This is a genomic window from Lolliginicoccus suaedae, from assembly GCF_008312885.1.
GTDB lineage: Bacteria > Actinomycetota > Actinomycetes > Mycobacteriales > Mycobacteriaceae > Lolliginicoccus > Lolliginicoccus suaedae.
Genome location: NZ_VSSO01000001.1, coordinates 1,186,045 through 1,205,802, shown reverse-complemented (window position 1 = coordinate 1,205,802; position 19,758 = coordinate 1,186,045). Strand labels below are relative to the sequence as shown.

Below are 19,758 nucleotides of genomic sequence, written 5' to 3'. Positions count from 1 at the left end.
CCCCGCGATCCGCAGCAGCGTGGCGCAGGCAGGCCGTACGGCGACCAAGGCTCCCAGCAGGGAAACCGGGGATTCTCCACAGGGCGGCCCCCGAGCACGCGGCCGAAGCCCGCGCGCCGCGTCGCCCCGCCCATCAGCAACGCCCGTCCCGCTCCCGACGGCGCGCCCCTGACCGGTGCCGCGCTGCCTGATACCGCAACTTTCAGCGAGGACGGCGTACGGCTGCAGAAGGTCCTCGCCCGTGCTGGCGTTGGCTCGCGCCGCGTGTGCGAGCAGATGATCGACCAGGGCCGCATCGAGGTCAACGGCCAGCGCGTCAAGGTGCAGGGCATGCGCATCGATCCGGCCACCGCCGTGGTCAAGGTCGACGGCATGCGCGTGATGATCACCGAGGATCTCGTGCACCTCGCGCTGAACAAGCCCCGCGGCTGGCAGTCCACCATGCAGGACGAGATGAACCGCCCCTGCGTCGGCGACCTCGTTGCCGAGCGCATCGCCGCCGGGCAGCGGCTCTTCCACGTCGGGCGCCTCGACGCCGAGACCGAGGGCCTGCTGCTGCTGACCAACGATGGCGAGCTCGCCCATCGACTCATGCATCCCTCCTACAAGGTCCGCAAGACCTACCTCGCTAACGTCGAGGGCATGATGAGCCGGGCCACCGAGCGAGAGATGCGCGCGGGCGTCGAGCTCGAGGATGGCCCCGTCGAGATCGACGAGATCACCACCGTCGATATGAACGAAGGCAGCTCGCTGGTGAAGATCGTGCTCCACGAGGGGCGCAAGCACATCGTGCGGCGGCTCCTCGAGCACGTCGGCCACCCCGTCACTGAGCTCGTGCGCACCCAGATCGGCACCGTCCAGCTCGGCGAGCAGCGGCCCGGCACCATGCGCGTGCTCAACCGGCAAGAAGTAGGAAACCTGTACAAGGAGGTAGGGCTGTGAGCGAGCTCGTCGTAGCCATCGACGGACCAGCAGGAACGGGCAAGTCCAGCGTGTCCCGCAAGGTAGCCAAGGCGCTCGGCGCCCGCTACCTAGACACCGGCGCGATGTACCGGATCGCCACGCTGCACGCCCTGCGGACCGCCGCGAACATCGACGATCCCGCCGAGCTCGCCACCATCACCGCCAACCTCCCGCTGGCCATCGGGAATGATCCCGAGAGCGAGCAGGTGCTCCTCAGCGGCGAGGACGTGGCCCGCGACATCCGCGGCAACGAGGTCACCGCCGCGGTCTCCGCGGTCGCGGCCGTGCCCGAGGTGCGCCACCAGCTCGTCGATCTGCAACGCAGGCTCGCCGCGGAGCCGGGTCGCATCGTCGTCGAGGGACGCGATATCGGCACCGTCGTCCTCACGGATGCCGATGTGAAGATCTTCCTCACCGCCACTCCCGAGGCCCGCGCGCAGCGCCGCCTCGACCAGGACATCGCCGAGGGGCGCGCCAGCACGTTCGAGGCGGTGCTCGCCGACGTGAAGCGCCGCGACGAGTACGACTCCACGCGCGCCATATCCCCGCTGCGGCCCGCCGATGACGCCATCGTCGTCGACACGAGCGAGCTCACCCTCGACGACGTCGTCAACAACCTTCTCGGCATCGTCCGGGAACGAACAGGAACCACCGAATGACCGAGCCCACAGACAGCACCTTGTTCCTCCCCGGCGACGGGCACTGGACCGACGAGGGCGACTGGGAGGTCGACCTCCTCGAGGACGGCACCCCCGTCGGCGAGGAGCCTCGCGCGGTCGTCGCCATCGTCGGGCGGCCCAACGTCGGCAAGTCCACCCTTGTCAACCGCATCATTGGCCGTCGCGAGGCTGTCGTCGAGGATGTCCCCGGCGTCACCCGCGACCGCATCTCCTATGACGCCGAATGGGGCGGTCGCCCCTTCACCGTGCAGGACACTGGCGGATGGGAACCCACCGCCAAGGGCCTGCACCAGTCCGTGTCCCGGCAGGCCGAGCTCGCCATGCGCACCGCCGACCTCATCGTCGTGGTCGTCGATGCCACGGTCGGAGCCACTACCACCGACGAAGCGGTATCGCGCATCCTCCGCCGGTCCAAGACCCCCGTCATCCTCGTGGCCAACAAGGTCGACAGCAATAAGCTCGAATCCGACGCGGCGGCTCTCTGGAGCCTCGGTATCGGCGAGCCACGGCTGATCAGCGCCACCCACGGACGCGGTGTCGCCGACCTCCTCGATCTCATCATCGAGACCTTGCCCACCAAGCCGCGCGAGGACATCCAGCGCACCGGCGGGCCCCGCCGCATCGCCCTCGTCGGCAAGCCGAACGTCGGAAAGTCCAGCTTGCTCAACAAGCTCACCGGCGACGAGCGCTCCGTCGTCCACGACGTAGCTGGCACTACCGTCGACCCCGTCGACTCCCTCGTCGAGCTTGGCGGCAAGACCTGGCGCTTCGTGGATACCGCAGGGCTGCGCAAGCGCGTCATCACCGCCAGCGGTGCCGAGTACTACGCCTCGCTGCGCACCCGTGGCGCGATCGAGTCCGCGGAAGTGGTCGTCATCCTCATCGACGCATCCCAGCCCATCAGTGAGCAGGACCTCCGCATCCTCACCATGGTGGAGGAGACCGGCCGGGCACTCGTCATCGCCTTCAACAAGTGGGACCTCGTCGAGGAGGAGCGCCGCCTCCAGCTCGACAAGGAGATCGACCGCGATCTCATCCGCTTCCCGTGGGCGCAACGCGTCAACATCTCCGCCCTCACCGGGCGGGCGGTGCAGAAGCTCGTCCCCGCCATGGAGACCGCCCTCGAATCGTGGGACACCCGCGTCTCCACTGGACGGCTCAACAACTGGCTCCGCGAGACCACCTCCGCCACCCCGCCCCCCATGCGCGGCGGACGGTTGCCCCGGATCCTCTACGCCACCCAGGCCACCAACCGGCCACCCACGTTCGTGCTGTTCACCACCGGCTTCCTCGAGGCAGGCTACCGGCGCTTCCTCGAGCGCAAGCTCCGCGAATCCTTCGGCTTCGAGGGCAGCCCCGTGCGGGTCAACATCCGCGTCCGCGAGAAGCGCGCCCGCAAGTAGGGCACAGGCCGACCGCGGCGGTGCTTGAGGCTCCGTCGCGGTCCGGCCAGCTGCTGGCTGGGCGACATGCACACGCGCGAAACGCCAGGCCACAGCGCGATTGGCACCAGCGGTATCCGGTGTTGTACTCTGGCTGAGCTGACAGCGAGCCCACCAGCTCGAAAGTCAGCGGCGGGCTGTGGCGCAGCTTGGTAGCGCACTTGACTGGGGGTCAAGTGGTCGCAGGTTCAAATCCTGTCAGCCCGACATAGGAAACCCCAGGTCAGATACCCTCTGGCCTGGGGTTTCTTGCTGTCCGGGGGCTTGCGGCGCTGCACAGGACCGCGGGTACGGTGAGCGCAGCAACCGAAGGGAGCAGCGCGATGGCCGCGGAGCCTCGAGAGACGATCGTTGGGGACGCGATAGGAGCAGCGGTGCCGCGCGGCTCGGGACCTGGCGCGGGCGTGGTCCTGGAGGCAAGCCGGGCGAAGGTCGTGGCGTTTGCATTCTCGCCGGGCCAGGAGCTGAGGGAGCATGCGGCCCGGCATCCCGTGCTCATCCACGGCATTGAAGGCGATCTCGAGCTCACCCTGCCGGAGGAGGTCGTGCGGCTGCGACCAGGCGTCGTGGTGCACCTCGCGGCGATGGTGCGGCATTCGGTCGCAGCGCCGAGGGGCGGGCGGTTGACCGTGACGATGCTGCTGCCCAGGGAGTAGCTCCCCGCCCGATCGTGAAGATCCAGCCACCTCCCACGTGGCCAGATCTTCACGATCCGCTTCATCGGGAAGCGCCCGCGATGGTGGGGTTTCGGCGGTTGGCGGGTGTGTTTGGAATACTGCCGGGGTGACCACCGAACTTTGGATTGCCATAGCCGCGATCGCAGCGATCATTCTTGTGCTGCTGGTCGCGGGAACCGTGCTGTACAAGCGTCGACAGATCCGGTTGACCCCGCCGCCGGAGCTGGAGAAGAAGGACCAGTCTGGTGGCTACCAGGCGCGGGGTGGGTTCAGCTTCAGCGAGGGCTCATCGACTGCCCTGAAGGAGCCCCCGAGCAAGGAGCCTCCGGCGAAGAAGCCGGCGCCGAAGGAGCCTCCTGCTCCGGCTGGCGGGCCGCAGGTGGTGGAGCCGCCGGTGCAGCCGGGGGAGCGCACTGATGACGAGGACCAGCCGCGAGTTGGTGATGATGCGTCGGTGCCGCGTGATGCTCCGCGCAAGCCGATCGTTGATGTGGAACTGCCTGCCGAGACCGAGGCCCCCGAGATTTCGGCCCCCGAGACCGAGACCGAGACCGAGGCTCCGGAAACTGAGACCGCCGAGCCCGAGCCGGAACCAGAGCCCGAGCTTGCCGAGGAACTCACCGAGCCGGTGGAGGAAGCACCGGTCCTGGAGGAGATCGAGCCGACCGAGGGCCGCCTGAATCGCCTGCGTGGCCGGTTGTCGCGCTCGCAGAACGCGGTGGGCAAGAGCCTGCTCGGCCTGCTTGGCGGCGGCGATCTCGATGAGGATTCGTGGGAGGAGGTCGAGGACACCCTGTTGATCGCTGATCTGGGGTCGGCGACCACCACGATGATCGTGGAGCGGCTGCGCGAGCAGATGGTGGCGCGCTCGGTGCGCACCGAGGCGCAGGCCCGCGAGGTGCTCCGCGAGGTGCTGGTGGAGGCGTTGCGGCCGGAGCTGGATCGGTCGATCCGGGCGCTGCCGCATGCGGATGCGCCATCGGTGCTGCTGGTGGTGGGTGTCAACGGGACTGGCAAGACCACGACGACGGGCAAGCTGGCTCGAGTGCTGGTGGCGGATGGCCGCCGCGTGCTGCTGGGTGCCGCGGATACGTTCCGTGCCGCTGCGGCCGATCAGTTGCAGACGTGGGGCGAGCGCGTGGGCGCGGAGACGGTGCGTGGCAAGGAGGCCGCTGATCCGGCGTCGGTGGCGTTCGACGCTGTCTCTCGAGGCATCGAGGCCGGGGTGGACGTGGTGCTGATCGATACGGCGGGCCGCCTGCACACCAAGACGGGCTTGATGGATGAGCTGGGCAAGGTCAAGCGGGTCGTGGAGAAGCGCGCCAAGGTCGATGAGGTCCTGCTGGTGCTCGATGCGACCGTGGGGCAGAACGGCCTGAACCAGGCGAAGGTGTTCTCCGAGGTCGTGGACATCACCGGGGTGGTCCTGACGAAGCTCGACGGCACCGCGAAGGGTGGCATCGTGTTCCAGGTGCAGCATCAGCTCGGCGTTCCGGTGAAGCTCGTGGGGCTCGGCGAGGGCGCGGATGATCTGGCGCCCTTCGAGCCGGAGGCCTTCGTCAACGCTTTGCTGTGATGTCGCTGCCATAACGCTTCCGCGTCGAACCGGGCGCGCATGCTGGGTCGTTGTCGACGGCCCGGGCCTCCAGGGGGCAGGGTGCGGGAAGAGGTTGTTTCCCGAGCGCAGCCCTGTCGGAGGTGGACCATGCGTTCCCGGTTCTGCTTTTCTGTCGCCGCGGCAATAGCGTGCGTGTCGGTCTCGCTTGCCCCTGTGGCCGGTGCCCAGGATGGCGCTGGGTCGAACCACGCCCGAGTGCTGTGGAACCAAGCAGTGGATGCGGCGGCGGGCAGCGTGCTGGCCTACCAGACTGGCCCGGACGCTCCGATGCCGTTGCAGCGGGAGGATCGCACCTGGTACTCGTCGCCGCGGGATGCGCGCATCGTGGCGGTGCCGAACGCGAGCCGCACGATCACGGGGCGTCTGCTCACCGAGGCACCGGGGGAGTCGGGGCGGTGCGAGAGCACTCCGGGCGCGGCCACTTCCGACGGCACGGCGCAGTCCATGGAGCTGCTGGAGGCGGGCGAGGCGTGGGAGGTGCTGCAGCGCCCGGCCATCCTGATCAATACGAACTTCTTCGATGTGCGACCGCAAGTGAGTGGTGCCACGTGGCGGGAGTCTGGCTGCAGCGTCCCGTTCGGCGTGTACTTCGACAATTCCGCTCAGCTCCAGGGCGCGGGCGCCGCGGCGGGGACGGAGTTCTATTCGGGCCCGAAAGGGTTGACGGGCGAGCTGGAGCAGGGCTGGGGGCGGCTCGCGACATTCATCATCAGTGGCGATGGCACTGCGGCGAGCTCTATCGAGATGATCGTCGCGCCGTCTCCGTTCGACAATGCCGAGGCCGAGTCCCGCTTGGCGGATCTCCATGGAGCGGGCCGGGTCGTGACGGCGTTCTCGGGGCTGTCGCTGCTGCATCCGAGTGGTGCTGTGGATGCGCCGGACGGGGTGCGGGCGGCGCGCAGCGCGGTGGCCTATAGCCCCGCGCTCGATCGGCTGTTCTTCGTGCAGGCGGGGTCGTCGATGGATCGGGAGAGCGGCTTGACGCAGTCGGAGCTGCGGGACCTGCTGCGTGGCCTGGGCGCGACGATGGGGGTGCAGCTCGACAGCGGCGGCTCGTCTGCGATGCTGCTCAACCGCGGCAGCGGCGTGCATTGGGCCGGGCAGGGCGTGGTCGGTGGAGTGGCGCCGCCAGGCGATTGCCCGGCGCTGCTCGATGCAGTGTGCAGCCCCGGGATGGGGGCGGACGGGAGCAGTCGCGCGGTGGCGGGCTGGCTTGGCGTGGGCAGCCCCGTGATCCCGCAGCCGCAGCCGCAGCCTGAGCCACCGCAGGCCCCGGAGGCTGGCCCGGAGGGAGAGAGCGCCCCCGCGCCGAATGACGCAGAGCTAGCGGGTGACGTTGCCCCGCAGGGTGATCCGGAACACAGCGATTCGCCGGTCTCGGCGCTACCGCTACCGGAGTAATTCGGGCGAATAACCCCAGGTGCAACGCGGGGGTAACACAAATCCGGCGTTCGTTCACGCGAGGGAAACATGTCAGCGTCCCAGCGGAAACAACGCATCAGCAGTATCAGCTCAGGCGGCGTACAGACCGGTACGCCAGGAGGAGGATTTAGGTGGACGAGATCAATTACGGCACCACCGCATGGATGCTGGTGTCCGCATCATTGGTGCTGCTGATGACCCCGGGCCTCGCGTTCTTCTATGGCGGCATGTCCCGTGAGAAGTCAGTTCTCAACATGATGATGATGTCGTTCGGCACCCTCGGTGTCGTTGGTGTCATCTACGTGCTGTGGGGCTGGTCGATGTCCTATGCATCGGAGAGCATCGGCGGCATCTTCGGCAACCCGTTCGAGCAGTTCGGGCTGGCCGGGACCATCTACAACGAGGACGGCAGCTTCGTCCTCTCCGATGGCCTGCCCGTCATCGTCGACGTCGGCTTCCAGGCCACGTTCGCGATCATCACGGTAGCCCTGATCAGCGGTGCCCTTGCCGAGCGCGTCAAGTTCAGCACCTGGCTCGCGTTCGTGGCGCTGTGGGTCACGGCATCGTTCTTCCCGCTCGCCCACATGGTGTGGGGCGGGGGCCTGCTCTCCGATGATGGCCCGTTCGCGGACATGTTCGACGGCATCGGTCCGATCGACTTCGCCGGTGGCACCGTGGTCCACATCAACGCTGGCGTGGCGGCGCTCGTGCTCGCCCTGGTCGTTGGCAAGCGCAAGGGCTTCGGCAAGACCGCGTTCCGGCCGCACAACCTGCCGTTCGTGATGCTCGGTGCAGCTCTGCTGTGGTTCGGCTGGTTCGGCTTCAACGCTGGCTCCGCCTACGCCGCGGACGGCATGGCTGGCCTCGCCTGGGTCAACACCACCACCGCTACCTGCGCCGCGATCCTCGGCTGGTTGCTCGTGGAGCGGATCCGCGACGGCAAGGCCACCAGCCTTGGTGCCGCGTCCGGCATCGTCGCTGGCCTCGTCGCGATCACCCCGGCGGCTGGCTCGATCAGCCCGGTCGGTTCCATCGCGCTCGGTGCGGTCGCTGGCATCCTGTCGGCGCTCGCGGTCGGCCTGAAGTTCAAGTTCGGCTACGACGACTCGCTCGATGTCGTGGGCGTGCACCTCGTTGCAGGCCTGTGGGGCACCGTCGCGATCGGCTTCCTCGCTACCGAGACCGGACTGTTCTACGGCGGTGGCATCGGCCAGCTGGTCGTCCAGACGCTCATCGCGCTCGTGGCCGTTGTCTTCGCCGGCGTGGTCACCCTCGTGATCGCACTGCTGCTCAAGCCGCTCGGCTGGCGCATCAGCGATGAGGACGAGCACCGCGGCATCGACGAGACCGAGCACGCGGAGTCCGCGTACGACCTCGTCTGAGGATCCGTATCGCCGATGGACCATGATCGGCCCCAGGAATGATCATGATCCAGGCACAATTGAGGTAGCAAGCGCGGCGGGCGGGCCCAACCGGGGAGGACCTGGCCGGGTACCGTCCGCCGCGACCACAACGAAACCGCAGCAAGCCACCCATCGTTTCCCGGAGGGATCAATCCATGAAGCTGATCACGGCCATCGTTAAGCCGTTCACGCTCGAAGACGTCAAGACAGGCCTCGAGCAGGCCGGAGTGCTTGGCATGACTGTCAGCGAGGTCCAGGGCTACGGCCGCCAGAAGGGCCACACCGAGGTCTACCGCGGCGCGGAGTACTCGGTGGACTTCGTTCCCAAGGTGAAGGTCGAGGTCGTCGTCGAGGAATCCTCGGTCGACAAGGTCGTCGAGATCATCGTCGAGGCCTCCCGCACCGGCAAGATCGGTGACGGAAAGGTGTGGGTCACCCCGGTCGAGGCCGTTGTCCGGGTACGCACCGGCGAGCGCGGCACCGACGCGATCTGACCCGATCCAACGTCCAGTGGCCCCGCACCCGCGATTCAGCGCGGGGAGCGGGGCCACGTCCATTCCAAGGGAGATCCACCCGTGACCACCGCGCCATCCGCTGACCTCGCCCGGGCCCGGAAGCAACTGATCGAAGCGACAGCGAAGCTCGACGCGCCTGCTGTGCGCGATGTTTTCGTCGACCTGTACGAGATCTGGCTGCATACCAAGGGAGCCGAGCTGGGGATCACCCCCGACAGCGGGTTCGCGGTCGTCGCCGTCGGCGGGCTGGGACGGCGCGAGATGCTGCCCTATTCCGACCTGGACCTGATCCTGCTGCATGAGGATGCCGACCCCGCGACGGTCTCCACCGTGGCGGACAGCCTGTGGTACCCGCTGTGGGACGCGCACATCAAGCTCGACCACAGCGTTCGCACCGTGCCGCAGGCGATCGAGGTGGCCAGCAAGGACATGACCGCGCTGCTCGGCATGCTCGAGGGGCGGCACATCGTGGGCGATCCCGAACTGAGCAAGCAACTGTCCGACGGTGTTCGCAACCAGTGGCGCTCGAGCATCCGCGGCCGCTTCGGCGAACTGATCGAGCAGGCCGAGCAGCGGTGGCAGCGCCACGGGGAGATCGCCCACCGTGCCGAGCCGGACCTCAAGAATGGCCGCGGTGGCCTGCGCGATATCCAGCTGCTGCACGCCCTCTCGGTGGCGCAGCTGACCAACGTCGCCCCGAGCATCCGCAGCGATGACCCGCGCGGTGGAGTCCACGAGGCGCACCGCAAGCTCCTCGACATCCGTACCGAGCAGCATCGTGTCGCGGGGCGTGCCCGTGATCAGCTGCGCGCCCAGGACGCCGACGAGGTGGCCGCGGCGCTCGGCATCGGTGACCGGTTCGATCTCGCGCGCACCCTCAGCGACTGTGCCCGCACCATCAGCTTCGCCACCGAGACCGGTATCCGCACCGCCCGCAACGCCTTGCCGAAGGGAATGCTCGGTGGCCTGCGAAGATCACCGTCGCGCCATCCCCTCGATGAAGGGGTGGTCGAGCAGTCGGGCGAGGCGGTGCTCGCCCGCGATGCTCGCCCCCAGCGCGACCCGGCACTGGTGCTGCGTGCTGCCGCCGCGTCGGCCACGAGTGGTTTCCCCCTTTCCGCGGGCACCCTTGCGCGCTTGTCGGAGACAGCCCCCGAGCTCAAGGCGCCCTGGCCGAAGGAAGCCGTGCATGACCTGCTCGTGCTGCTCGGCTCCGGCCGCGCGATGGTTCCCGTCATCGAGGCGCTCGACCGGACCGGGCTGTGGGGCAGGATCCTGCCGGAATGGGGCGCGGTGCGCGATCTGCCCCCGCGTGATGCCATCCACACCTGGACGGTGGACCGTCACCTCGTGGAGACCGTCGCCTACGCCGATGCGCTGACGACTCGGGTCTCGCGGCCCGATCTGCTGCTGCTTGGCGCGCTGCTGCATGACCTCGGCAAGGGCAGGGGTGGCGACCACAGCATCGTCGGCGCCGACATCGCCGAGCACATCGGCAATCGCATGGGCCTGCCCCGGGCTGACATCGCGATCCTGCGCGCCATGGTGCGACACCACCTGCTGCTGCCCCATACCGCGACCCGCCGCGACGTCACTGATCCCGATGTGGCGCGCTTCGTGGCCGAGACGCTCGGCGGCTCCCGGGTGCTGCTCGAGCTGCTCCATGCCCTCGCCGAGGCTGACTCCCTCGCTACCGGTCCCGGTGTGTGGGGGGAGTGGAAGGCAACGCTGATCAGTGAGCTCGTGCGGCGCTGCGAGCACGCCATGGACGGTGACGAGCTGCCTGCTCCCGATCCGGTGCAGCCCGAGCTCCTTGATCGTCTCGAGCCCTCCGCGGACGGCCGGGTCGCCCTGCGGGTCTCGCTGCGCCCGACCGACCGCAACCACATGTACGAGCTCGCGATCACCGGCCCTGACGCGCCAGGCCTGCTCGCGAAGGCCGCTGGGCTGCTGACACTGCACTCGCTGCGCGTGCACGCCGCCTCGGTGGCCGGGCAGGATGGCGCCGCGCTCAACGTGTTCATGGTGTCGCCGAAATTCGGCAGCCCGCCCGATGCGGGATTCCTGCGGCAGGAGCTTGCCCGCGCCCTCGCCGGCGATCTCGACATCCAGGCGATGCTCGATGAGCGGGAGCGCACCACGTCAGGCACCGCGCTCCGGGACGACATCTCGTGCGATGCTCTTGACGATGACATCACTCCGCCGGGCACGGGCGTGCTCGGTAGCCAGGTCGCTGCGGTGCCGGCGCAGCATGCCGATGCTCCACCGGTGATCCGCTGGCTGCCAGCGCAGGACCCGAGCGAGGGAATCCTCGAGGTGCGGTCCGCCGATAGCCTCGGGCTGCTCTCCCGCGTCGCCGGAGCGCTCGAGCGGGGCGGTGCCGATATCCGCTGGGCGAAGGTGGCCACGATGGGCGCCTACGTGGATGATGTGTTCTGCGTGGCGCTGCCGAACGGTCCCGAGTCGCGGTCGCGCGCGGACGCCGCCGTGCGTGCCGTCCTGCCCCGTGCGGCGCGGGTCGTGCGCTAGCGCGAGCGCTGCGGGTAATGTCCATGGACCGGGCGGTTACCCTGTAGGGAGTGCCACCGTGCGTGCGGCGCATCCGGGTGGCCAGCAAGGCAAGCAGCGCGAGTAGTTGCAGACGAATGGCGCAGTGATGGACGAATAAGGAGTGCGGTCGGTGTTCGATTCCCTGTCAGACAGGTTGAATGGCGCGTTCAAGGGGTTGCGGGGCAAGGGGCGGCTCACCGACGCGGACATCGACGCCACTTGCCGCGAGATCCGGCTCGCCCTGCTCGAGGCCGATGTGGCCCTGCCCGTGGTGCGCGAGTTCATCAAGCGGATCAAGACGCGCGCCAAGGGCGCCGAGGTGCACGGTGCCCTCAACCCCGCCCAGCAGGTCGTCAAGATCGTCAATGAGGAGCTCGTGGGCATCCTCGGCGGCGAGACCCGCCGCCTGGCTCTGGCGAAGAACCCGCCCACCGTCATCATGCTCGCCGGCCTCCAGGGCTCCGGCAAGACCACCCTCGCGGGCAAGCTCGCTCTTTACCTGCGCAAGCAGGGCCACACGCCGCTGCTCATCGCCTGCGACCTGCAGCGCCCCGGCGCGGTCACCCAGCTGAAGATCGTCGGCGAGCGCGCCGGCGTCGCGGTGTTCGCGCCGCACCCGGGCACCTCGGTCAGCGATGGGGGAGCGGCTCGCGAGGTCACCGTCTCCGATCCGATCAACGTTGCTCGCGAAGGCGTGGCCGAGGCCCGCGCCAAGCAGCATGACATCGTGATCGTCGATACTGCGGGCCGCCTCGGCATCGACGAGGAGCTGATGGCGCAGGCCTCCGGCATCCGTGACGCCGTGCAGCCCGACGAGACGCTGTTCGTGCTCGATTCCATGGTCGGCCAGGACGCGGTGATGACCGCCAACGCCTTCGCCGAGGGCGTGGGATTCACCGGCGTCGTGCTGACCAAGCTTGATGGCGATGCCCGAGGCGGCGCGGCGCTGAGCGTCCGCGATGTCACCGGCAAGCCCATCATGTTCGCGTCCTCCGGCGAGAAGCTCGAGGATTTCGATGTCTTCCACCCGGATCGCATGGCCAGCCGCATTCTCGGCATGGGTGATGTGCTCAGCCTCATCGAGCAGGCCGAGCAGGTCTTCGACGCCGACCAGGCCGAGGCGACCGCTCACAAGATCGGTTCGGGCGAGCTCACGCTGGAGGACTTCCTCGATCAGCTGATGTCCATCCGCAAGATGGGCCCCATCGCGAACCTGATGGGCATGCTGCCCGGTGCCGGTGGGATGAAGGACGCGCTCGAGCAGGTCGACGAGAAGCACCTCGATCGCATCCAGGCGATCATCCGCGGCATGACCCCCGCCGAGCGGGAGAATCCCAAGATCATCAACGCCTCCCGGCGGCTCCGCATCGCCAATGGCTCCGGCGTCACCGTCTCTGAGGTCAACCAGCTCGTCGACCGCTTCTTCGAGGCCCGCAAGATGATGTCCGCCATGGCTGGGCGGATGGGCCTGCCCGGCGGCAACCAGCGGCGCTCGAAGACCCGCAAGGGCAAGAAGGGCAAGGGCAAGGGACGTGGTCCCACGCCACCCAAGGTGCGCGGCGGCCTGCCGCCCGGAATGGCAATGCCACCAGGAATGCCCGACCTGTCCTCGATGCCCAAGGGCCTCGACGAGCTGCCCCCGGGGCTCGAGGGCCTCGACCTCTCCCAGCTGAAGCTGCCCAACCAGGGCAAGAAGCGCTAGCACCCCATGGGAGCGCTCCACCTGCACGGAATCGCCCTGCCCGACGAGCAGCCCACCGACCTGTGGATCGTCGACGGCAGATGGGTGCGCGAGCCCGTGCCCAAGGCCACCACCATCGTCTCCGATGGCTGGATCACCCCGGGGCTTGTTGACGCGCACTGCCACATCGGGATCCGTTTCGGTGGTGGCCACGAGACCGAGGACGGTGCCCGGCAGCAAGCCACCATCGAGGCCCGTGCCGGTGTGCTGCTCGCCCGCGATGCCGGATCGCCGGTTCCCACGCGCTTCCTCGACGACGACGATGCGCTGCCGCGCATCATCCGGGCGGGACGCCACATCGCCGCGCCCAAGCGATACATCCGCGATCTGGGGATCGACGTGGAGGACGAGAAGGACCTGCCCGCCGAGGTGCGCCGGCAGGCCCGCGCCGGCGACGGCTGGGTCAAGCTCGTCGGGGACTGGATCGACCGGGACGCCGGTGACCTCGCGCCCCTCTGGAGCCGCGACATCCTCCGCGAGGCCATCGCCGCCGCGCACGAGGAAGGCGCCCGTGTCACCGCGCATGTCTTCGGCGAGGATGCGTTGCCCGATCTGCTCGACGCTGGAATCGACTGCATCGAGCACGGGACCGGACTGACGGCGAGCACCATCGACCAGATGGCCCGCGACAAGATCGCCCTCGTCCCGACCATGATCAACATCGATAATTTCCCCAGCATCGCCGACAGCGCCTCGCGCTTCCCCCTCTATGCGGCGCACATGCGGGACCTTCACGCGCGAGTCGGGCAGACGGTCCGGGATGCCGTCGAGGCCGGTGTCCCCGTCTACACCGGGACCGACGCCGGCGGGATGGTCGAGCACGGGCGCATCGCCGACGAGATCGACAAGCTCCGCGAGCACGCCATGACCACCGAGCAGGCCATCGCTGCGGCAAGCTGGTCCGCGCGCGAATGGCTGGGAGCCGATTCCGCCTTCAGCGCGGGGGAGCGCGCCGACGCTGTCGTCTACCTCGAGGATCCGCGCGCGCGGCCGCAAGTGCTGCGCCATCCCGTTCGCATCCTCTGCGCGGGCACCGTGGTGGCATGAGCGAGCCGGGCAGGGGGCCTGAGGAGGGCGGGCCCGACGGAAATGGCTCTGAGGACGGCGGCCCCGACGACGAGGGGACCGGCAGCGACGGTTCGGGAAACGGTTCCCCCGGTGCTGCCGAGAACCCTCAGTCCATCCCGGAGGATTGGTGGTATCCCACCACCATTGACGAGGCCCCCGGACCCGTGCACGGCAACTCTGATCCCCGTGACCTCTGGCGGCGCCAACCCATCCAGCCGCGGCCCCTCGACGCGCCCCGCCCGGCCGTACCACCCGGGCCACCAGGACGCTGGAAGCGCGCGGAGGAAGCGCTAGCGCGGCGCATGCCCGGGCAGCGCTGGGGCATGGGCGCTGCCATCCTCGTCCTTGCGACAAACCTCGCGGGGTTCGCGATCGCGGCGCTGCTCGTTGATCCGTCGAGCCCGCTGCTGGTGATCGCCGTGATCGTCCCGACGCTGGTCGCCGCTCTCGTGGGCGTAGCGATCACTTGGGTGCGCGGCAATGGGCCGTGGATCGATCTTGGCCTGCCCCGGTCGCTGCGCGAGGCGGCTGGCCAGGCGGGCGTCGGGCTCGTGCTCGGGGCGGCCGCGGTGCTCGGGGGGCTCCTGCTCGCGCTTGCCCTCTTCGGTCTCAGCGAGGACATCCCGACCGGTCCGCTGCAGGAGCTCGCTGACCAGACACTGGGGTGGCGGATCGCGCTGGCGCTGTGGATCTGGATCGGTGCCCCGATCGTGGAGGAGGTCATCTTCCGGGGCATAGTGTGGGGGGCGCTGGAGAAGCAGCGCCATGCCGCGCGCTGGCGCTGGCTGGCACAGGCCGCGAGCGGGAACGTCAGCGTGCTGCTGCTCACGGCACTGCTCTTCGCGGTGTGGCACGCGGAGCCCTGGCGCTTGGGGATCCTGCTCTTCGCGGGCCTGGTCTTTGGCCTCGCCCGCCTGCATGCAGGGGGAGTGCTCGCGCCAATCGTGGCGCACAGCGTCAACAACACCTTGCCGGCACTGAGCGTGCTGTTCCTCCCAACGATCATGCCGTGACCGGAATTACCACATTGGTCCCGGCATCTGGCAGAATATTGCGCTGTTCCCCTATGGCTCAACGACATTGTTGACCTGTCTCCCCGGCGAGAAGCTGGAGCGCGGGCCAACAAGGGCTGGCGCCGTGCGGGACCACGAAACCGCAAAACCGGGTGCACCGACCGGGTGCATCGCTGAATTGCACCGTGTTCATCATGAAGGAGCGCTACCAGCGTGGCTGTAAAGATTCGACTCCAGCGGCTCGGCAAGATCCGCAACCCCCAGTACCGCATCATCGTTGTTGACTCGCGCACCCGGCGCGATGGCCGCGCGATCGAGACGATTGGCAAGTACCACCCCAAGGAAGAGCCCAGCCTCATCGATGTGAAGTCCGATCGGGCTCAGTACTGGCTCGGTGTCGGCGCGCTCCCGACCGAGCCGGTTCTCGCGATCCTGAAGATCACCGGTGACTGGCAGAAGTTCAAGGGCCTCCCCGGCACCGAGGGCACCCTCCGGACGGCCAAGCCCAAGCCCACCAAGCTCGAGCTGTTCCAGGCAGCGCTCGCTGAGGCTGATGGCGAGGCTCCCGCCCCGGCGAAGGCCCCGAAGAAGGCCGCCGCAGCGGCGACCGCTGATGCATCGGCTGATGAGGCCGCGCAGAAGTGAGCTCCGTCCTCGTTGACGCCGTCGAGCACCTCGTCCGTGGCATTGTCAGCCAGCCGGACGAGGTGCGCGTCGGTTTGATCACCAACCGTCGCGGCCGCACCATCGAAGTCCACGTCCACCCCGAGGACCTCGGCAAGGTGATCGGCCGGAACGGACGGACGGCCACCGCGCTGCGGACACTCGTCTCGGCGGTCGGCGGGCGTGGCATCCGTGTAGACGTCGTCGATACCGACAGCTGATCGCGCTGCCATGGAACTCGTCATCGGTCGTGTCGCCAAGTCCCACGGTGTGCACGGCGAGCTAGTCGTGGAAGTGCGCACCGACGCCCCGGAGGACCGCTTCATCCCGGGTGCCGAGCTGCATGGACGACGTGAGCGTGACCAGGCGACGCGTCCCTTCGTGATCGAGACCGTGCGGCAGCACTCGGGCCGGCTTCTCGTGCGGCTCGAGGGCATCCGGGATCGCGACATGGCCGATGCGCTGCGCGGAACCCTGTTCGTGGTCGACAGCGCGGATCTTCCTCCTTCGGAGGATGATTCCTACTACGACCATGAGCTCGAGGGCCTGCGCGCGTTCCTCCGCGACGGTGGTGCGGAGCTCGGTACCGTGCGCGAGGTCCTGCACACCGCGGCGGGCGAGCTGCTCGCGATCACCACCACGGAGGGCAAGGAAGTGCTTGTGCCGTTCGTGACCGAGATCGTGCCTGATATCGACCTCGCGGCAGGCCGGATCACCATCGCGCCGCCCGATGGACTGCTGGAGCTCTGAGCGCTCCGGTGCGCCTCGACGTCATTACCATCTTCCCCGAGTACCTCCGGCCGCTGCGCGAATCCTTGCTCGGCAAGGCACGCGAGCGGGGGCTCATCGACGTCGGCATCCACGACCTGCGCGACTGGACGTCCGATGTGCACAAATCGGTCGATGACTCTCCCTATGGTGGCGGGCCAGGCATGGTCATGAAGCCCACGGTGTGGGGCCCTGCCCTCGACGATGTGTGCCCGGACGATGCCTTGCTCGTTTTTCCCACCCCTGCCGGGCAACCGTTCACCCAGCGAACCGCGGAACGCTGGTCCCGCGAGCCGCGCATCGTTTTTGCCTGCGGCCGCTATGAGGGCATCGACCAGCGTGTCATCGACGATGCGGGCCGACGCGTCCGCGTCGAGGAAGTGTCGCTCGGCGACTACATCCTCATCGGCGGCGAGGTCGCCGTCCTCGTGATGGTCGAGGCCGTCGCGCGGCTGCTGCCCGGAGTGCTCGGCAACCAGCAGTCCCACCAGGAGGATTCATTCTCCGACGGGCTGCTCGAAGGCCCGAGCTATACCCGTCCCGCGTCCTGGCGCGGCCTCGATGTGCCGCCGATCCTGCTCTCGGGGGACCATGCGCGCGTCGCGTCGTGGAAGCGGCAGCAGTCCTTGCGCCTGACCGCGCAGCGCCGCCCGGAACTGCTTGATTCCGTCGAGCTTTCCGCCGCCGACCAGCAGTTCCTCGCCACCGTCGAGGCTGACGCGCCGCGCGCTGAATGAACCGCCGGCGAGCGCCGCGCCGCAGCAATGTCGGACCGAGCGGGTAATCTGCCCGCCGTGAAGATTGCTGTGAAGCCCGTGCCCGAACGCATCGCGGAGGAGCTCGGCATTGCCGTCTGGCAGGCCGCCGCCGCGATCGCGCTCCTCGACGAGGGCGCCACCGTCCCCTTCGTGGCGCGCTACCGCAAGGAAGCGACGGGCGGCCTCGATGATGCCCAGCTGCGCGAGCTCGACGAGCGCAGGCACTATCTCCGCGAGCTCGACCAGCGGCGCGAAGCCATCCTTGAGTCCATCGACGCCCAGGGCAAGCTCACCGCGGAGCTCGCCAAGCAGCTCCATGAGGCGAGCACCAAGGCGCGGCTCGAGGACATTTATCTGCCCTACAAGACGAAGCGTCGCACCAAGGCCCAGATCGCACGGGAATCAGGCCTCGAGCCGCTTGCCACTGCACTGCTCGGGGACCCCACCCAGGACCCGCACGCCCTCGCCGAGGGGTTCGTGGACCCGGACCGCAGTGTCGCTGATGCGACAGCTGCTCTCGACGGTGCCCGTGCCATCCTCATCGAGCAGATCTCCGAGGACGCCGACCTCGTGGGGGAGATCCGTGAGCTCATGTGGAGCCAGGGGCGGGTCACTTCGACGGGCAAGCCTGGGCAGGATGAGAGCGCTTCGAAGTTCTCCGACTACTTCGATTTCTCCGAGCCGTTCCGAACCTTGCCCTCGCATCGCGTCCTGGCCCTGCTGCGTGGCGAGAAGGAGGGCGCGCTCGCCCTCGCGATCGATCCGCATCCGGCAGATCCGGAGGATCCCCGTGCCAGGACGGTCTACGAGAACCGCATCGCGGCCCGGATGGGCATCGCGGACCACGGGCGGCCAGCGGATCGATGGCTCAACGACACGGTCCGCTGGGCCTGGCGCACCAAGCTCTACGTGAGCTCCAGCATCGATATCCGCAATCGCCTGCGCCACTCCGCCGAGCAGGATGCGGTGGAAGTCTTCGGCCAGAACGTGCGTGACCTGCTGCTTGCTGCTCCCGCGGGAGCGCGCACCACGATGGGCCTCGACCCGGCCTATCGCACCGGGGTGAAGGTAGCGATCATTGACCACACGGGCAAGGTGCTCGAGACCACCGCCATCTACCCGCACAAGCCGCAGGGGCAATGGGAGCAAGCACTAGGGGTGCTCTCCGCTCTGGTCGCCCGCCACGGCGTGGACCTCATCGCGATCGGGAACGGCACTGCCTCGCGCGAGACCGACACGCTCGCCACCGAGCTGATCTCGCGCATACCCAGCTCCAAGCCCACCAAGATCGTCGTTTCCGAGGCAGGCGCCTCCGTCTACTCCGCCTCCGCCTACGCCACCCGCGAGCTGCCCGAGCTCGATGTCTCCCTGCGCGGCGCGGTCTCCATCGCCCGGCGGCTGCAGGATCCGCTCGCCGAGCTCGTCAAGATCGATCCCAAGTCCATCGGCGTGGGCCAGTACCAGCACGATGTATCCGAGACGCTCCTCGCTCGCTCGCTCGATGCCGTCGTCGAGGACGCCGTCAATGCTGTCGGTGTCGACGTCAACACGGCATCCGTGCCGCTGCTCGCGCGCGTCTCCGGAATCACGGCGGCGCTCGCCGAGAACATCGTCGCCCACCGTGACGAGAATGGCGCCTTTCCGAGCCGCTCCGCGCTGCGCAGCGTGCCCCGGCTTGGCCCGAAGGCCTACGAGCAGTGCGCGGGCTTCCTGCGCATAACCGGCGGCGACGACCCGCTCGACGCCAGCGCGGTGCACCCCGAGGCGTACCCCGTCGTGCGGCGCATCGTCGCGAGCAGCGGCACCGAGATCGGCAGCCTGCTCGGCAATGGCCGGATCCTGTCGTCCCTGCGGCCGCAGGATTTCGTCGATGACTCCTTCGGCCTCCCCACCATCACCGATATCCTCGCCGAGCTCGAGAAGCCTGGCCGTGATCCGCGCCCCGAGTTCAAGGCCGCGCGCTTTGCCGAGGGCGTCGATACCGTCTCGGACCTCAAGCCCGGGATGGTGCTCGAGGGCACCGTGACGAACGTAGCGGCCTTCGGGGCGTTCATCGACATCGGTGTGCACCAGGATGGACTTGTCCACGTCTCAGCGATGTCCAGTTCCTTCGTCTCCGACCCGCGCGCCGTGGTGCGCTCCGGCGACGTCGTCAAGGTCAAGGTCACCAGCGTGGATGTGCCGCGCAACCGAATCAGCCTCACCCTTCGGCTCGACGATGAAATCCCGGCCAGTGGCAACGCCGCGCAAGGGGGCGCCGCCGCGCCACGGCGGAGGGAGGACCGCAGGCCCGCTGCCAGGGGCAAGCAACCCGGGAGCCAGCAAGCAGGGGCGGGCCGTGGCTCGGCGCCGCCCGCCGGGGGATCCCTCGCCGATGCCTTGCGCAAGGCGGGGTACTCCGGGCGCAACTGAACCTGGCCTCCTGCGCGGGCCCGGCCACGTGCGTGCACCACGGTCCGGTTTTCCAACCCTGATGC

At 68.5% G+C, this 19,758-nt stretch carries 17 protein-coding genes and 1 tRNA gene; all 18 read left to right on the top strand.

Features of this window, described 5'->3' with window-relative positions; translation table 11 throughout:
• Positions 1–168 precede the first annotated feature (168 nt).
• The 18 genes from FXO18_RS16055 (at position 169) to FXO18_RS05480 (ending at position 19,693) form a co-directional block, all read left to right on the top strand.
• Positions 169–942 (top strand): pseudouridine synthase, encoded by a 774-nt coding sequence (locus tag FXO18_RS16055; RefSeq protein WP_328593357.1) that lies wholly within the window; start codon positions 169–171, stop codon positions 940–942.
• A complete protein-coding gene (cmk, locus tag FXO18_RS05560) occupies positions 939–1,622 on the top strand; it encodes a (d)CMP kinase (RefSeq protein ID WP_149359995.1) in 684 nt (227 codons plus the stop codon). Before FXO18_RS16055 ends, cmk begins: the two co-directional genes overlap by 4 nt.
• Positions 1,619–3,046, top strand: coding sequence for a ribosome biogenesis GTPase Der (der, locus tag FXO18_RS05555; protein WP_149359994.1), 1,428 nt, complete (start codon positions 1,619–1,621; stop codon positions 3,044–3,046). Before cmk ends, der begins: the two co-directional genes overlap by 4 nt.
• A gap of 172 nt (positions 3,047–3,218) precedes the next feature.
• Positions 3,219–3,292, top strand: a tRNA-Pro gene (locus tag FXO18_RS05550).
• Positions 3,293–3,378: 86 nt separating this feature from the next.
• On the top strand, positions 3,379–3,741 hold the full coding sequence (locus tag FXO18_RS05545; RefSeq protein ID WP_149359993.1) for a cupin domain-containing protein: 363 nt from the start codon (positions 3,379–3,381) through the stop codon (positions 3,739–3,741).
• Positions 3,742–3,868: 127 nt separating this feature from the next.
• Positions 3,869–5,338, top strand: a complete 1,470-nt coding sequence (gene ftsY / locus FXO18_RS05540; protein WP_149359992.1) for a signal recognition particle-docking protein FtsY — start codon at positions 3,869–3,871, stop codon at positions 5,336–5,338.
• Positions 5,339–5,512: 174 nt separating this feature from the next.
• Positions 5,513–6,781, top strand: a complete 1,269-nt coding sequence (locus tag FXO18_RS05535) for a phosphodiester glycosidase family protein (protein WP_223114515.1) — start codon at positions 5,513–5,515, stop codon at positions 6,779–6,781.
• 185 nt (positions 6,782–6,966) lie between these two features.
• On the top strand, positions 6,967–8,184 hold the full coding sequence (locus FXO18_RS05530) for an ammonium transporter (protein ID WP_223114558.1): 1,218 nt from the start codon (positions 6,967–6,969) through the stop codon (positions 8,182–8,184).
• Positions 8,185–8,360: 176 nt separating this feature from the next.
• Positions 8,361–8,699: a P-II family nitrogen regulator gene (locus FXO18_RS05525; protein ID WP_149359989.1), complete on the top strand. Its 339-nt coding sequence runs from the start codon at positions 8,361–8,363 to the stop codon at positions 8,697–8,699.
• A gap of 33 nt (positions 8,700–8,732) precedes the next feature.
• Positions 8,733–11,249, top strand: coding sequence for a [protein-PII] uridylyltransferase (locus FXO18_RS05520; protein ID WP_149359988.1), 2,517 nt, complete (start codon positions 8,733–8,735; stop codon positions 11,247–11,249).
• A 151-nt stretch (positions 11,250–11,400) separates the two neighbouring features.
• The gene (ffh, locus tag FXO18_RS05515) at positions 11,401–12,972 is read left to right on the top strand and encodes a signal recognition particle protein (protein WP_149359987.1); all 1,572 of its coding nucleotides are present in this window, start codon (positions 11,401–11,403) and stop codon (positions 12,970–12,972) included.
• A gap of 6 nt (positions 12,973–12,978) precedes the next feature.
• Positions 12,979–14,058, top strand: coding sequence for an amidohydrolase family protein (locus tag FXO18_RS05510; RefSeq protein WP_149359986.1), 1,080 nt, complete (start codon positions 12,979–12,981; stop codon positions 14,056–14,058).
• The gene (locus FXO18_RS05505; protein WP_149359985.1) at positions 14,055–15,092 is read left to right on the top strand and encodes a CPBP family intramembrane glutamic endopeptidase; all 1,038 of its coding nucleotides are present in this window, start codon (positions 14,055–14,057) and stop codon (positions 15,090–15,092) included. The genes FXO18_RS05510 and FXO18_RS05505 overlap by 4 nt, the downstream gene beginning before the upstream one ends.
• 213 nt (positions 15,093–15,305) lie before the next feature.
• Positions 15,306–15,737, top strand: coding sequence for a 30S ribosomal protein S16 (gene rpsP / locus FXO18_RS05500; RefSeq protein ID WP_149359984.1), 432 nt, complete (start codon positions 15,306–15,308; stop codon positions 15,735–15,737).
• Positions 15,734–15,976 (top strand): RNA-binding protein, encoded by a 243-nt coding sequence (locus tag FXO18_RS05495; RefSeq protein WP_149359983.1) that lies wholly within the window; start codon positions 15,734–15,736, stop codon positions 15,974–15,976. The genes rpsP and FXO18_RS05495 overlap by 4 nt, the downstream gene beginning before the upstream one ends.
• Positions 15,977–15,986: 10 nt before the next feature.
• A complete protein-coding gene (gene rimM, locus FXO18_RS05490; protein ID WP_149359982.1) occupies positions 15,987–16,505 on the top strand; it encodes a ribosome maturation factor RimM in 519 nt (172 codons plus the stop codon).
• An 8-nt stretch (positions 16,506–16,513) separates the two neighbouring features.
• Positions 16,514–17,260: a tRNA (guanosine(37)-N1)-methyltransferase TrmD gene (gene trmD / locus FXO18_RS05485; RefSeq protein ID WP_149359981.1), complete on the top strand. Its 747-nt coding sequence runs from the start codon at positions 16,514–16,516 to the stop codon at positions 17,258–17,260.
• A 57-nt stretch (positions 17,261–17,317) separates the two neighbouring features.
• Positions 17,318–19,693, top strand: coding sequence for a Tex family protein (locus FXO18_RS05480; RefSeq protein ID WP_235900460.1), 2,376 nt, complete (start codon positions 17,318–17,320; stop codon positions 19,691–19,693).
• Positions 19,694–19,758 lie beyond the last annotated feature (65 nt).

Bases quoted from the DNA above. Each gene is read 5' to 3' on its own strand.
- rimM (WP_149359982.1), top strand. From the start codon at position 15,987: ATGGAACTCGTCATCGGTCGTGTCGCCAAGTCCCACGGTGTGCACGGC.
- FXO18_RS05510 (WP_149359986.1), top strand. From the start codon at position 12,979: ATGGGAGCGCTCCACCTGCACGGAATCGCCCTGCCCGACGAGCAGCCC.
- FXO18_RS05505 (WP_149359985.1), top strand. From the start codon at position 14,055: ATGAGCGAGCCGGGCAGGGGGCCTGAGGAGGGCGGGCCCGACGGAAAT.
- der (WP_149359994.1), top strand. From the start codon at position 1,619: ATGACCGAGCCCACAGACAGCACCTTGTTCCTCCCCGGCGACGGGCAC.
- FXO18_RS05525 (WP_149359989.1), top strand. From the start codon at position 8,361: ATGAAGCTGATCACGGCCATCGTTAAGCCGTTCACGCTCGAAGACGTC.
- FXO18_RS05530 (WP_223114558.1), top strand. From the start codon at position 6,967: ATGCTGGTGTCCGCATCATTGGTGCTGCTGATGACCCCGGGCCTCGCG.